At 38.4% G+C, this 14,105-nt stretch carries 12 protein-coding genes; 1 reads left to right on the forward strand and 11 read right to left on the reverse strand.

The features are described from left to right. Positions 1-1,244: 1,244 nt before the first annotated feature. The 3 genes from rnr to secG form a co-directional block, all read right to left on the reverse strand. On the reverse strand, positions 1,245-3,638 hold the full coding sequence (rnr, locus tag MJG50_RS10460; protein ID WP_240255515.1) for a ribonuclease R: 2,394 nt from the start codon (positions 3,636-3,638) through the stop codon (positions 1,245-1,247). Between the two features lie 12 nt (positions 3,639-3,650). Then, on the reverse strand, positions 3,651-4,391 hold the full coding sequence (locus MJG50_RS10465; protein WP_240255517.1) for an alpha/beta hydrolase: 741 nt from the start codon (positions 4,389-4,391) through the stop codon (positions 3,651-3,653). Between the two features lie 173 nt (positions 4,392-4,564). Then, a complete protein-coding gene (gene secG, locus MJG50_RS10470; protein ID WP_240255519.1) occupies positions 4,565-4,798 on the reverse strand; it encodes a preprotein translocase subunit SecG in 234 nt (77 codons plus the stop codon). A gap of 167 nt (positions 4,799-4,965) precedes the next feature. On the opposite strand from secG, the gene MJG50_RS22145 reads away from it, so the two are divergent. After that, positions 4,966-5,100 (forward strand): hypothetical protein, encoded by a 135-nt coding sequence (locus MJG50_RS22145; protein WP_275695576.1) that lies wholly within the window; start codon positions 4,966-4,968, stop codon positions 5,098-5,100. Positions 5,101-5,157: 57 nt separating this feature from the next. On the opposite strand, the gene eno is transcribed toward MJG50_RS22145, so the two are convergent. From eno to rpoN, 8 genes are all read right to left on the reverse strand, one after another. Continuing rightward, on the reverse strand, positions 5,158-6,450 hold the full coding sequence (gene eno / locus MJG50_RS10475) for a phosphopyruvate hydratase (protein WP_240255520.1): 1,293 nt from the start codon (positions 6,448-6,450) through the stop codon (positions 5,158-5,160). Positions 6,451-6,546: 96 nt separating this feature from the next. After that, a complete protein-coding gene (gene gpmI, locus MJG50_RS10480) occupies positions 6,547-8,082 on the reverse strand; it encodes a 2,3-bisphosphoglycerate-independent phosphoglycerate mutase (RefSeq protein ID WP_240255521.1) in 1,536 nt (511 codons plus the stop codon). Continuing rightward, on the reverse strand, positions 8,075-8,839 hold the full coding sequence (gene tpiA / locus MJG50_RS10485; protein WP_240255523.1) for a triose-phosphate isomerase: 765 nt from the start codon (positions 8,837-8,839) through the stop codon (positions 8,075-8,077). The genes gpmI and tpiA overlap by 8 nt, the downstream gene beginning before the upstream one ends. Before the next feature lie 49 nt (positions 8,840-8,888). After that, complete coding sequence (locus tag MJG50_RS10490; RefSeq protein WP_240255525.1) at positions 8,889-10,073, reverse strand: phosphoglycerate kinase; 1,185 nt, start codon at positions 10,071-10,073, stop codon at positions 8,889-8,891. 107 nt (positions 10,074-10,180) lie between these two features. Beyond that, the gene (gap, locus tag MJG50_RS10495; RefSeq protein ID WP_240255527.1) at positions 10,181-11,188 is read right to left on the reverse strand and encodes a type I glyceraldehyde-3-phosphate dehydrogenase; all 1,008 of its coding nucleotides are present in this window, start codon (positions 11,186-11,188) and stop codon (positions 10,181-10,183) included. 43 nt (positions 11,189-11,231) lie between these two features. After that, positions 11,232-12,251, reverse strand: a complete 1,020-nt coding sequence (locus MJG50_RS10500; protein WP_240255529.1) for a sugar-binding transcriptional regulator — start codon at positions 12,249-12,251, stop codon at positions 11,232-11,234. A gap of 158 nt (positions 12,252-12,409) precedes the next feature. Continuing rightward, the gene (locus MJG50_RS10505; RefSeq protein WP_240255612.1) at positions 12,410-12,643 is read right to left on the reverse strand and encodes a glutaredoxin family protein; all 234 of its coding nucleotides are present in this window, start codon (positions 12,641-12,643) and stop codon (positions 12,410-12,412) included. 39 nt (positions 12,644-12,682) lie between these two features. Next, positions 12,683-13,996: an RNA polymerase factor sigma-54 gene (rpoN, locus tag MJG50_RS10510; protein ID WP_240255531.1), complete on the reverse strand. Its 1,314-nt coding sequence runs from the start codon at positions 13,994-13,996 to the stop codon at positions 12,683-12,685. Positions 13,997-14,105: the final 109 nt, after the last annotated feature.

Raw genomic sequence — 14,105 nt, forward strand, 5'->3', positions numbered from 1 at the left:
TTTTAAACATCCCTGTAATATGTTCTTTTTTTCTTATTATCCTCAATAAACATGAGAGTGCTTATTATTAAAAAGCATAAACCCGCCCCTATCTGACAAAAAGTAGTAACCCAATATATAAATGGTATCTTGCCCTCACCTATCGGCCCCACTCTAGGTCTCTTCATTTCATAGAATACAAAAAATGGTAAGGACATTGAAAAAAATGAACAAAAAAGAATGATGTATTTCCGCATACCCAACTCACCAACTTTTTATTACATTAATTTGCCTTCATAAGATAATTCTATAACCTTCAGAAAAATACCTTTTAATAATGAAAATATGTGTAAACGATTTGAAAAGAGAATAAGTTTCTAAAATCGACCGCATGTGCTCGCTTATAATCCCTTGCAATACTGTCACGTCTTAATTTCTACTTTTAATAAGTTCCTTTCCGGTTCTTTGGTTACCGGTGGGGTGCTTTTTACGCTTCGACGGGATCCATTCAGGTTCTATGGTTACCGGTGTAGCTCTTTTTTTGCTTAGATGGGATGCATTCGGGTTCTATGGTTACCGGTGGGGCGCTTTTTACGCTTCGACGGGTTCCATTCGGAGTCTATGGTTACCGTCGAGGCATTTTTTTTGCTTCAGCGGGATCCATTCGGGCTCTATGGTTACCGATGAAGCTCTTTTTTTGCTTCGACGGGATCCATTCGGGCTCTATAGTTTCCGGTGAAGCTCTTTTTTTGTTTAGACGGGATCCATTCGGGTTCTATGGTTACCGGTGGGGCGCTTTTTACGCTTCGACGGGATCCATTGGTCTATTCTAATTACAGATGCACGCGGCAGCTCGTCACGTTACCATTAACCTCTTATTTATCTTCACGCGGGAACGCGAAAACTTCTTGCGTTACCACTTACTCCTTTATTCTCTTCGCGCGGGTACGCGACAGCCCCTCACGTTTCCGCTAACCCCTTATTTATCTCCGCCCGGGCACGCGACAGCTTCTCGCGTTACCACTAACCTCTTAATACTCTTCACGAGGGTATGCGACAACTCCTCGCGTTACCGCTATCCCTTTTTTTCTCTTCGCGCGGGCATGCAAGAGCTCCTTGCGTTACCATTTACCTCGAAATTCCCCTACACCCCGCTCACCTCACCTTACCGCTCCCCCCCTTAATTCCATTCCCCCGGGCACGAAAACCCCTTCCACAACACAAAAAGCGCATGATCTCCTCTCGGGAAACCATGCGCCATCTCATTATCGATTTCTCTTATTTCGATTCTTTTTCTTGTTCTTTTGCTTTGGTGCATTGTCATATTTCTTCTTTTTCTTACGAGGTTTTCGGGTTGACCATTCGCCTTCATTCGGATCATGGTTCTTCTGGTCGACAGTAGTACTACCTTTTTTATCCCCGCCCCGACTTTTTTGACCATTATCATCTTTTTTACGACGGCGGCCTTTTTCAGCACGAATGATTTTTGGTTGATCTTTCGAAAGTTTGCGGCGGCTTCCCTTCATACCGACAACCTCGAAATCGACAGAACGTTCATCTTTATTTACTTTGACAACTCGAACTGTGATTTCATCGCCGATTCGGAACACATTCCCTGTACGCTCACCAATCATCGCATAATGGCGTTCATCATAGCGGTAATAATCATCGGTTAAGTAGCTGACATGGACAAGGCCCTCGATTGTATTTGGAAGCTCAACGAACATTCCAAAATTCGTGACTGAGCTGATAATGCCATCGTATTCTTCGCCGATTTTATCAACCATGTATTCAGCCTTTTTCATGCTGTCTGTTTCGCGTTCAGCTTCAACAGCACGTCTTTCCATATTGGAAGAGTGCTCGGCAATGTTAGGAAGCATTTCCTTCCATTTGCTTAATGTGCTATTATCGACTTTCCCTTGAATCAAATATGTACGGATTAAGCGATGTACGATTAGATCTGGGTATCGACGAATAGGTGAAGTGAAGTGTGTATAAAAATCTGTTGATAACCCAAAGTGACCAACGCTTTCAGGATCATATTTTGCCTGTTTCATTGAACGAAGCATGACCGTTGATACGACCATTTCCTCTGGTTTCCCTTGGACTGCTTCAATAATTTCCTGCAACGAGCGTGGATGAATTGAATTGCCAGTCCCTCTCACAAGATAACCAAAGTTCGTGATGAATTCTAAAAATCTTCTTAGCTTCTCTTCATTCGGGTCTTCGTGAATTCGGTAGATGAACGGTACATTCATCCAATGAAAATGCTCGGCAACCGTTTCATTTGCTACAAGCATAAATTCCTCAATTAGCTTTTCAGCAACTGAACGCTCGCGCAGAACAACGTCAACTGGTTTACCCTCTTCATCAACAAGTACCTTTGCTTCTTTGAAATCAAAATCGATTGCCCCACGCTTCATCCTTTTTTCACGAAGAATTTCAGCGAGCCTTTCCATTTCTTCAAACATTGGAACAAGTGGTTCATAGCGATTTCTAAGTTCATCGTCCTTTTCAACGAGAATACTATTAACATCAGAGTATGTCATTCGTTCTGTAGTCTTAATTACACTTTGGAAGATTTCATGCTTCACAACGACTCCAGCACGGTCAATCTCCATTTCACATGATAATGTGAGTCGATCCACTTTCGGATTTAACGAACAGATTCCATTTGAAAGACGATGTGGAATCATTGGAATAACTCTGTCTACAAGATAAATACTCGTTCCACGGTCTGCAGCTTCCTTATCAATCGGTGAACTCTCTGTTACATAGTGAGTAACATCCGCAATATGTACTCCTAACTTGTAGTTTCCATTTTCTAATTTCGTGACTGTAACAGCATCATCCAGGTCCTTCGCATCTGCACCATCAATTGTGACAATGACTTCATTGCGTAAATCTTTACGGTCTTGAAGGTCATTCGGATCAATTGTTTCAGGTGTGCTATTTGCTTGATCAAGAACCTCTTTAGGGAATTCTTGTGGAAGGCTGTGCTTATGAATAACAGATAGAATATCAATACCTGGATCATTTTTATGACCAAGGATTTCAACGACTTCCCCTTCTGCACTCATGCGTCCCTCTGGATATGTAACGAGTTTTACAACTACCTTATGTCCTTCAACAGCACCGTTTGAAGCATTCTTTGGAATAAAAATGTCATTGACAATCTTTTTATCATCGGGAATGACGAAGCCAAAGTTTTTGCTTTCGGTATAAGTACCCACAACATTTTTAACCCCACGTTCGATAATTCGGACGATGGTCCCTTCCTTACGTTGACCAGCAGATTCACTACTTAGCCGAACGAGTACAATGTCACCATGCATCGCATTTTTCATTTCATTTGGTGGGATAAAAACATCTTCCTGCTCTTTATCCTCAGGTATGACAAACGCAAACCCTTTTGCATGCCCCGTAAGCTTACCGCGAACTAAATTCATTTTTTCAGGCAACCCATAGCGGTTACTACGGGTACGAACGACTAAACCTTGTTCCTCCATAATAACGAGAGCCTTCACAAACTCTTTAAACTCCACCGAATCCGATATTTCAAAAACATCCTCAAGTTCCTGTACCGTTAATGGTTTATAAGCTTCTTCCTTCATAAAAGCTAATAACTTCTCTATATTTCCTTGGATTTCTTGCTCCATTTACTTCCCTCCTTACCAATCTAATTGCTCTAGAAATTCAAAAATATCCTCGTGTAATTGTTCGCGTTCTTTATCCAATGTAATGACATGTCCTGATTCTTCATACCATTTAATTTTTTTCATATCAGATTCAACTTCATTATAGATAATATTGGCACTTTCAGTATTAATCATTTTGTCATGTCGAGCCTGAACAACAAAAGTAGGTGAATAGATCATATCCACGTTTTCCCTAACATCAGCAATTAAACCTTGAAGAGCTTTTAGCGTCTTCATCGGTGTCTTTTGAAAGTCTACCATTTCTTGTTCAATTTGCTCTGGTGTTTTACCTTCGTGTTTTTTATATTCTCTCGCATAATCGAGAATACCTTGATACATGACTTCTTCACTTTTTATATACATTGGCGCACACATCGGTACAATCCCTTTTATAGGTACAGTGTATCCTAATTTCAGGGAAAATACCCCACCAAGGGACAAACCAGCAACCGCGATTTCCTGATGTCCTCTGTCCTTTAAAAACTGATACCCGTTCATAACATCCTGCCACCAGTCCTCTGGACCTGTATGAACAAGCTCCTCTGGTGGAACCCCATGTCCCTTATAATGCGGAGCATGACATGTGTATCCTTTCTTTTCTAAAAATCGTCCAAGCATTCTCACATCAGCAGAATTTCCTGTAAACCCATGTAATAATAAGACTGCCCTTTCCCCACCTTCAAATGTAAAAGGTTTTGGATTGCTTATCTTCATGATGTAAAACTCCTTTAATCTCTATCATTATTTGCTTATTTTATTTTATACAAACATTGCTATTGTTACAAAGTTCTAGCTTTACTCTTAGTGTGCTCTTTATTCATCCTCGGTACCAATCTAAAAATAAATAAAGAGCTAGACAATCAAGTGTCTAGCCCTTGCCATTATTTTTATAGTGAAAAATAAGATACTGCTATTGTAAGGATAAAAAATAATACTGAAAGTACAATTGTAATACGATGCAACACTGCATCAAGTCCGCGTGCCTTTTGCTTACCGAATAACTGTTCAGCACCACCTGAGATTGCTCCTGATAGTCCAGCACTTTTACCTGATTGTAGAAGTACTATAACAATTAAGCCGATACTCACAATCACTAATAATGTTACAAGAAATATATGCATGAACGACACCTCCTGAATAAACACAAATAACGTTAGTATAAATGTAACACAAAAAGAAAATCAGGACAATACCTCGTTCACATATACAATCATCCAATTTCCAAACATTCTTACATCTATTTTAGGAAGGAAATGAACATATTAATGATGAAGTATGAATGAAGGGGATGAAACAACTGATCAACTGGGATTTCGATACATTTGTAAAAGAGCAAAAAAAACACAAACCAATCTACCTCGGTAACAACAGCCAAACAAAAAATGCATCAAAAAAAGATGTAGATAAGTCCAAACGTGAATAGTGTAAGGAACGCAAAAAGCGACAGGCCCTTAGGCTTGTCGCTTTCTCATGTGTATAATTAACCTCTTAGGTTATAGAATGCAGATTTACCAGCATATTGAGACATGCTAGCTAATTGGTCTTCAATACGTAGTAATTGGTTGTATTTTGCAACACGGTCTGTACGTGATGGTGCACCAGTCTTAATTTGACCTGCATTTGTAGCTACCGCAATGTCAGCGATTGTGCTGTCTTCAGTTTCACCAGAACGGTGAGAAATAACTGCTGTATAGCCAGCGCGCTTTGCCATTTCGATTGCATCAAATGTTTCAGTTAATGTACCGATTTGGTTAACTTTAATAAGGATTGAGTTTGAAATTCCTTTTTCAATTCCTTCAGAAAGCTTTTTAGTATTCGTAACGAATAAGTCGTCACCAACTAATTGAACTTTTTTACCAAGACGTTCAGTTAATAGCTTGTGACCTTCCCAGTCGTTCTCATCTAATCCATCTTCAATTGAGATGATTGGATATTTATTAACAAGGTCTTCGTAGAAAGAAACCATTTCTTCAGAAGATAATACTTTACCTTCACCTTTAAGATGGTATTTACCGTCTTCTTTGTTATAAAACTCAGATGAAGCAGCATCCATAGCAAGTTTCACTTGTTCACCTGGTTTGTAGCCAGCTTTTTCAATTGCTTCAACAATAGTTTGTAGAGCCTCTTCGTTTGAACCTAAGTTTGGAGCGAAACCACCTTCATCACCAACAGCTGTATTCAAACCTTTTTCTTTTAGTACTGCTTTAAGGTTATGGAAGATTTCAGCACCCATACGTAGTGCCTCTTTGAAGTTTTCAGCACCAACAGGCATAATCATGAATTCTTGAATATCAACGTTATTATCCGCATGCTCACCACCATTGATGATGTTCATCATTGGAGTTGGTAATGTTTTTGCGTTGAATCCGCCAAGATATTGATATAAAGGAAGCTCAAGGAAGTCTGATGCAGCACGAGCAACTGCCATTGATACACCAAGAATAGCGTTTGCGCCTAGCTTTCCTTTATTTTCAGTTCCATCTAATTCGATTAATGCTTGGTCAACTGCAACTTGGTCAGTTACATCGAACCCAATGATTTCAGCTGCAATGATTTCATTCACATTGTTAACAGCATTTTGAACACCTTTACCTAGGTAACGGCTTTTATCACCATCACGAAGTTCTACAGCTTCGTATTCACCAGTTGACGCACCACTTGGAACTAACGCACGGCCAAAAGCACCTGATTCAGTATATACTTCTACTTCAACTGTTGGATTTCCACGGGAATCTAATACTTCACGAGCATAAACATCTACGATAATTGACATTTGTATCTCTCCTTTTTTTCACACTTTATATATTATTTCACATTTTCGAGTTTAATTGTTAGTTAAAACCTAAAACTTTCATAATTGGAGCACGTTTTATTTTTTGATTAGACTTGAACCTGTCATTTCAGCTGATTTTTGGACATTAAGTAAATCTAGCACGGTTGGTGCAAGATCACCTAATATTCCGTCCTCACGAAGCTCCAAGCCTTCTTTTGTAACAATGACTGGAACAGGATTTGTTGTATGAGCTGTCATTGGGTTGCCTTCAAGTGTAACGACTTCATCAGCATTACCGTGATCAGCGGTAATGATAGCTGCGCCGCCCTTTGCTAAAATTGCATCTACAATTTCGCCAAGACATTCATCAACAGTTTCAATTGCTTTAATAGTTGGTTCTAGCATACCAGAGTGACCAACCATATCAGGATTTGCAAAGTTTAAAATAATCGCATCCTGTTTGTCTTCTTCGATTTCTTTTAATAGTGCATCTCTTACTTCATATGCACTCATTTCTGGCTTAAGGTCATATGTTGCAACCTTAGGTGAATTAATCAAAATTCTTGTTTCACCAGGGAATTCCTGCTCACGACCGCCACTCATGAAGAATGTTACATGAGGGTATTTCTCCGTTTCAGCGATACGCAGCTGCTTCAATCCGTTTTGGGATAAAACTTCACCAAGTGTGTTATCCAAATTCGTTGGTTTAAAGGCAACATAGCCATCAACTGATTCGCTGAAATGAGTTAAGCAAACAAAGAACAAATGCTTCGGATGCTTTGGACCACGGTCAAATGAACGGAAATCTTCATTTGTAAATGTATTTGATATCTGAATGGCACGATCCGGACGGAAGTTATAGAAAATAACCGCATCATCATCCTTAATCGTAGCAACTGGTAATCCATCTTCTTTTAAAATAACTGATGGTAATACGAACTCATCATAGATGCCATTTTCATATGAATCATTCACACAGTCAATCGCACTATTATATGACGGTCCTTCACCATAGACCATTGAACGGTATGATTTTTCAACACGTTCCCAACGTTTATCACGGTCCATTGAGTAGTAACGTCCTGAAATTGTGGCAATCTCACCTACACCATATTCTTTCATTTTTTCATTTAATTGTTCGATATAGCCTCTTGCTGTCTGAGGCCCTACATCTCGCCCATCTAAAAACCCGTGGATATAGACATTTTTCACACCCTCATCTGCTGCCAACTTCAATAATGCAAAGAGGTGATTAATATGGCTATGAACGCCTCCATCAGATAGTAAGCCAAATAAATGAAGATTCGTTCCTTTTTCTTTCACATGATGGATTGCTTCTAGAAACGTTGCATTGCGTTGGAATTCGCCTTCACGAATCGCCACATTCACACGGGTCAAACTTTGGTATACAATTCGGCCCGCACCGATATTTAGGTGCCCTACCTCAGAATTCCCCATTTGACCATCTGGTAATCCAACCGCCTCACCTGAAGCCTGAAGTGTAGCATGAGGAAATTGATTCCAATAACGATCAAAATTTGGTTTCTTCGCTTGAGTAACTGCATTTCCTTTTGTTTCACTACGAAGCCCGAAACCATCAAGAATAATTAATGCAACAGGTTGCTTACTCATTACTTCCAGCCTCCAAAAGCTTTAAGAAGGAAGAAGCATCTAAGCTTGCACCACCGACAAGAGCACCGTCAATGTCAGGTTGAGCCATATATTCAGCGATATTCTCAGGTTTTACACTACCACCATATTGAATACGAACTGCTTCAGCAACATCTGAAGAGAATTGTTCTGCAACAACGTTACGGATGACAGCACATACTTCATTTGCATCAGCAGAGGATGAAGATTTTCCTGTTCCAATCGCCCAAATTGGTTCATATGCAATTACAACTTGTTTTGCCTGATCAGCTGTTAAGCCAGCTAATGCTTTCTTAATTTGGCTTGATACTAATTCATTTGTTTGGCCGGCTTCACGTTCTTCTAATGTTTCACCACAACAAACAATTGGATTCAATCTATGTTTAAAAGCTGCTAATGTTTTTTTATTTACAGTTTCATCGGTTTCAGCGAACATTTCACGACGTTCTGAATGACCTAAAATTACATAATCTACACCAAGGTCTTTTAAAGAAACCGGGCTAATTTCACCTGTAAATGCACCGTTTTCTTCAAAGTGCATATTTTGCGCACCGATTTTTAAATCATAACGGTCTTTCACACTTGCGACTAAACGCTCTAGAAAAATGGCAGGCGCGCAAACCACTGCATCAACCTTATCAGTTGAAGGAATAAGTCCATTAACCTCTTCTACAAAACTTGTTGCCTCTGACAACGTCTTGTTCATTTTCCAGTTTCCAGCAATAATTGGCTTTCTCATCCTACACCATCCTAACTTTTTTCAACATCTATGATATACATACTAGAACTTATTTATTGTTTAAAGCTACTACTCCAGGTAATTCCTTACCTTCCATAAACTCAAGTGATGCTCCTCCACCAGTTGAGATATGACTCATTTTTTCAGCTAAGCCAAATTTCTCAACTGCAGCTGCAGAATCTCCTCCACCGATAACTGAATAAGTATCCTTCGCATCAGCTAGGGCTTCAGCTACAGCTTTTGTACCATTTGCGAATGCATCTAATTCAAATACACCCATTGGTCCATTCCAGATAACCAATTTTGAATTTAATATTACATCTCTGTACATTTCTGCTGTCTTCGGACCAATATCAAGTGCTTCCCAATCGCTTGGAATTTCTTCTATTGAAACAACCTTCTTATTTGCATCATTTGAAAAATCATCTGCAACCATAACATCAACAGGCATATAGAAATTAACGCCCTTTTCTTTTGCTTTGTTCATGAATTGATTCGCAAGATCAATTTTATCTTCCTCTAAAAGGGATTTTCCAACCTCATGACCTTGTGCTTTTACAAATGTATAAGCAAGACCACCACCAATAATTAGGTTATCCACTTTTTCTAGTAGATTCTCGATAACACCAATCTTGTCTTTTACCTTTGCACCACCAATTATTGCAGTGAATGGACGTTCTGGATTCGAAAGTGCCTTTCCTAAAACTTCGAGTTCCTTCTCCATTAAAAAGCCAGCTACAGCTGGGATATGCTCTGCGATACCTGCTGTAGAAGCATGTGCACGGTGTGCAGCTCCGAAAGCATCATTCACATAAATATCTGCTAAATCTGCAAACTTTCGTGATAGTTCAGCATCATTTTTCTCTTCTCCAGGGTAGAAACGAACATTTTCTAGAAGAAGGACATCACCATTAGACATTTTTGCGATTGCCTGCTCTACATCGCTGCCATATGCTTCATTTGTTTTTTGAACTTCTTTTCCTAGATGTTCGCCTAAACGTTTCGCAACAGGATCTAAGCGAAGCTCTTCAACAGCTTGACCTTTTGGTCGTCCTAGATGGCTAGCTAATATGACTTTTGCACCTTGCTCACATAAATATTGGATCGTTGGTAATGCTGCACGAATACGAGTATCATCTGTTACTTGCCCACCTTGCATTGGCACATTAAAATCAACTCGACAAAAAACTCGCTTGCCTTTCACATCAATATCCTTCACTGACTTCTTATTCATTGAAAAGGCCTCCATTCACTAAATAATTTGTTATCCACAATGGTGTCTGTCACCATTCTATGTAAAAAGGAAGGGAAAACTCCCTTCCCCACTTTTTCTGTTATCTATTAAAGACCTTTACCTGCAATATATGCAGCTAAGTCTACTACACGGTGTGAATAGCCGCTTTCATTGTCATACCAAGAAATAACTTTTACCATATTGCCTTCCATAATCATAGTTGAAAGAGCATCAATAGTAGATGAATCTGGGTTACCATTGTAGTCACTAGATACAAGTGGCTCTTCACTGTAACCTAAAATTCCTTTTAATTCACCTTCAGAAGCTGCTTTGAATGCTGCATTAATTTCTTCTGCAGTTACTTCTTTATCAAGCTCAGCAACAAGATCAACAAGTGATACATTTGGAGTTGGAACACGAACTGCGCCACCATTTAGTTTCCCTTTTAATTCAGGTAAAACTAATGAAACTGCTTTAGCAGCACCTGTTGATGTAGGAATCATGTTTTCAGCAGCTGCACGTGCACGACGATAATCTTTATGTGGTAAATCAAGAATTTGTTGATCATTTGTATATGAGTGAATTGTAGTCATCATACCACGACGAATTCCAAAGTTTTCATGTAAAACTTTTGCAAATGGAGCCAAGCAGTTAGTTGTACAAGAAGCATTTGAAATAACACTATGATTTGCTGCATCATATTTGTCTTCGTTAACACCCATAACAATTGTAATATCTTCATCAGATGCAGGAGCTGAAATAATTACCTTTTTCGCACCAGCTTCTAAGTGCTTCGCAGCATCAGAACGCTTAGTAAAGCGGCCAGTTGATTCAACAACGATATCTACACCAAGATCGCCCCATCCTAATTGTGCTGGGTCACGCTCTGCTTTTACGATGATTTCTTTTCCATTAACTACAAGGTTATTACCATTTACAGAAACTTCTGCATCAAGTACACCATGTACAGTATCATACTTTAATAGATGAGCAAGCATGCTTGCATCTGTTAAGTCATTTACTGCTACAATCTCAACATTGTCATTTTTCAATGCTGCACGGAATACATTACGTCCAATTCGTCCAAATCCATTAATACCCATTTTTACTGTCATTTTAGTTTCCTCCTTTTTTATGTAAAGCTTTTTATATAAGGGTCTAGCCCTTTACTAACTCTTTCGCAGCACCCTCATCCGTTATTAATAACGTATCACGTGCTTGCTTAAAATAGGCTTGAATCGCCTTTGCCTTTGATGCACCACCTGCAACGGCAATTACATCATGAATGCCTTCTAAATCATCTAAATGAATGCCAATTGTTTTCACCTTATGAACGACAGATCCATCTTCATTAAAATAGTACCCAAATGCCTCAGCGACTGCATTGGAGTGGATAATTTTTTTCATATCCTCTTCATCGGTTTTACGTCGTTCAGCCATAGTTTTAGCGTCCCCTATTCCATGAACAACCATACTCGAAGACTTGATTAAATGAAGGACTGCTTTGATAGAAGGTTCAGCAACAATTGATTGGTAAGCATCGACACTTACAACATCTGGTACATGTAATAGCCTGTAATCACCTGATGCCTTCTCTGCCATTTTTGCACAGATTGTATTCGCTTGATTCTCTACTCTTTCACCCAATCCACCTCGAGCTGGAACGAATAAAATTTCGCGATCCTTTGAATCAGGCGACATCATTTCTGCGACTGATGCTAATGTTGTTCCACCTGTAACTGCGACGATATTTTCACCAGAAAGTCTTTCCTTTATACAAGAAACACAAGCACGTCCCATTTCCTTTTTAACCCACGGAAAAATGTCACTATCCCCTGATACTACGATTACATCTTTTAAGTTTAACTTTTTCTTAAGCTTTTCTTCGATGACACGTAACCCTGAAACTTCCTTCATGATTTCCTCTAACTCAACTAAAAGCTGCTGCCCCTCTTTCGTTAAAGACATGCCGGCTGTACTAAAATCTACAAGATTCTGTTCTTTTAAAAATTGAACCTCGCTTCTTAGAACCCTTTCACTATGTCCAAGACTAGTTGACAAGCTTCGTCGACCAATTGGCTGCATGAGTCTTATATATTTCAAAATATCATGCCGCTTTTGCATAACCTCAAGTAGATCAGGTAATAATTTTCGTTGAGCTTGAATTAATGATTTCATCAACATTTCCCCTTTTTTTACCATAAGGGACTTTTATCGTCCCGCTGTGACATATTGTGTCCCACTCATAGTAAAAAAAAACAAACTCCGTTAAAAATGGTGTTGTTACGTCACGTTACACATCTATTTTAACAGGAGTAGTTCATTTAATCAATCATTTAACCGCCTATTTTTTCAAGCAAACGCTTTCTTAACGTTTCTTTTTCAATTATTCCATACTGTACCTCTTCCCCATCAATTTCGATGACAGGGATCATGATTTGATATTTTTCTAATAGCTGATCATCTTTATAAATATCTACTTCTCTGATTTCTAAAGGAATTTCATCATTAATTTCTTCCAACACTTTTTTTGCCTTCATACATAGTGGGCAATCAAGCTTTGAATACATAATTACATTTACCTTATCCAAACAAAAAGCACTTCCTATCTATTTTTCATACCTTTTACGCTTAGAAGATGAAGGTATTTTTAATTGATCACGATATTTTGCAATTGTACGTCTTGATACAAGGATACCATGATTCAGTTGCATTATACCGACAATCTCCTGGTCTGACAAAGGCTTATGTTTATTTTCCTCGTCAATTAGTTGTTTTAAAATGGTTCTAACTTGCAAAGACGACATATCTGAATCCCCTGTTGTTTGGATATTTCGACTGAAAAAATGCTTCATTTCAAATATTCCAAAAGGAGTTTGAACAAATTTATCTTTTGTAGCCCTACTAACCGTTGATTCGTGGATTCCCAATGTATCCGCCACTTCACTCATTGTTAACGGTTTCAAAAAATTGGGTCCTTTGAGAAAAAAATCAAGCTGCTTTAATACAATCTCATTCATGACATTTTTTAAAGTTTGTTTTCGTTGATCAATGCTTTTCATTATCCACTGACATTGTTCAACCTTTTCCTGTAAATAAGACTTAATACCTGGATCCTGTTCATTGATAAAATGGTTATAATACTGAAGATTCAATGAAACCTTTGGTAAATAATCATCCTGAAGCAAAATCTGGACAGTACCATTTTCAACCTGAATTTCAATTTCAGGAATAATATAAGAAGGCTCATTTCCTTGAAATAATGCACCTGGTCTTGGTTGTAATGTTTGGATGAGGTCGTACACATGCTGTATATCACTCAATTTCACATCCACTATTCGACTGATTTCTTTCCATGACTTATCAGCAAATAACAGGAAATGCTGTCCAATAATTTCCTCAGCCAATACATTGCGCTCAGATAGATTCTTTAATTGTAACAGTAAACATTCCTGTAAACTTCTAGCCCCTACACCAATCGGGTCAAGCTTTTGAATAAATGAAAGTGATTTTTCAATGATGCTTACGTCAACATTTAGTTCTTCTGCAATTTCCTCTTCTGCAAAATAGAAATATCCATTTTCATCTAATAATTGGATCATATATTCAATTATTGCTTTATCTTTCGAACTTAATTGAACATATGTTAGTTGGGCAAGTAAGTGTTGGTATAAAGAAATATCATTTTTTTCGATATAGTCGATTGGATTCGTATATGATTCACCTGTAACTTTTGAGATTTTTCGAGTTCTACTAAATTCATTTTGTTTGAGCTCAATGAGGGGGTTCTCTACTGATTGTTCTTCGAGAAACTTTGTCAAATCCAACGATGAATATTGAAGTAGCGTGATTGCCTGGGTTAATTCTTTTGTCATTACAAGTTTTAATGTTTGCTGTTGAAATAAACCTGTATTGAGATTCATCTAGACTCCTCCTTTCCCCTTTCTTCTTATTTTACAACAACCTTTCGCTTTGTTGTATGAAAAAATGGTGGAAAGATCGTCCTTTTTTCTCTTGTAAAATTTAGCATAC

Source organism: Fredinandcohnia quinoae (assembly GCF_022427965.1).
GTDB classification, from domain to species: Bacteria; Bacillota; Bacilli; order Bacillales; family Bacillaceae_L; genus Ferdinandcohnia; species Ferdinandcohnia quinoae.

Coding starts and splice junctions, on each gene's coding strand:
- rnr (WP_240255515.1), bottom strand. CDS start 3,638: ATGGAGCAAGAAATCCAAGGAAATATAGAGAAGTTATTAGCTTTTATG.
- MJG50_RS10465 (WP_240255517.1), bottom strand. CDS start 4,391: ATGAAGATAAGCAATCCAAAACCTTTTACATTTGAAGGTGGGGAAAGG.
- secG (WP_240255519.1), bottom strand. CDS start 4,798: ATGCATATATTTCTTGTAACATTATTAGTGATTGTGAGTATCGGCTTA.
- MJG50_RS22145 (WP_275695576.1), top strand. CDS start 4,966: ATGAAACAACTGATCAACTGGGATTTCGATACATTTGTAAAAGAGCAA.
- eno (WP_240255520.1), bottom strand. CDS start 6,450: ATGTCAATTATCGTAGATGTTTATGCTCGTGAAGTATTAGATTCCCGT.
- gpmI (WP_240255521.1), bottom strand. CDS start 8,082: ATGAGTAAGCAACCTGTTGCATTAATTATTCTTGATGGTTTCGGGCTT.
- tpiA (WP_240255523.1), bottom strand. CDS start 8,839: ATGAGAAAGCCAATTATTGCTGGAAACTGGAAAATGAACAAGACGTTG.
- MJG50_RS10490 (WP_240255525.1), bottom strand. CDS start 10,073: ATGAATAAGAAGTCAGTGAAGGATATTGATGTGAAAGGCAAGCGAGTT.
- gap (WP_240255527.1), bottom strand. CDS start 11,188: ATGACAGTAAAAATGGGTATTAATGGATTTGGACGAATTGGACGTAAT.
- MJG50_RS10500 (WP_240255529.1), bottom strand. CDS start 12,251: ATGAAATCATTAATTCAAGCTCAACGAAAATTATTACCTGATCTACTT.
- MJG50_RS10505 (WP_240255612.1), bottom strand. CDS start 12,643: ATGTATTCAAAGCTTGATTGCCCACTATGTATGAAGGCAAAAAAAGTG.
- rpoN (WP_240255531.1), bottom strand. CDS start 13,996: ATGAATCTCAATACAGGTTTATTTCAACAGCAAACATTAAAACTTGTA.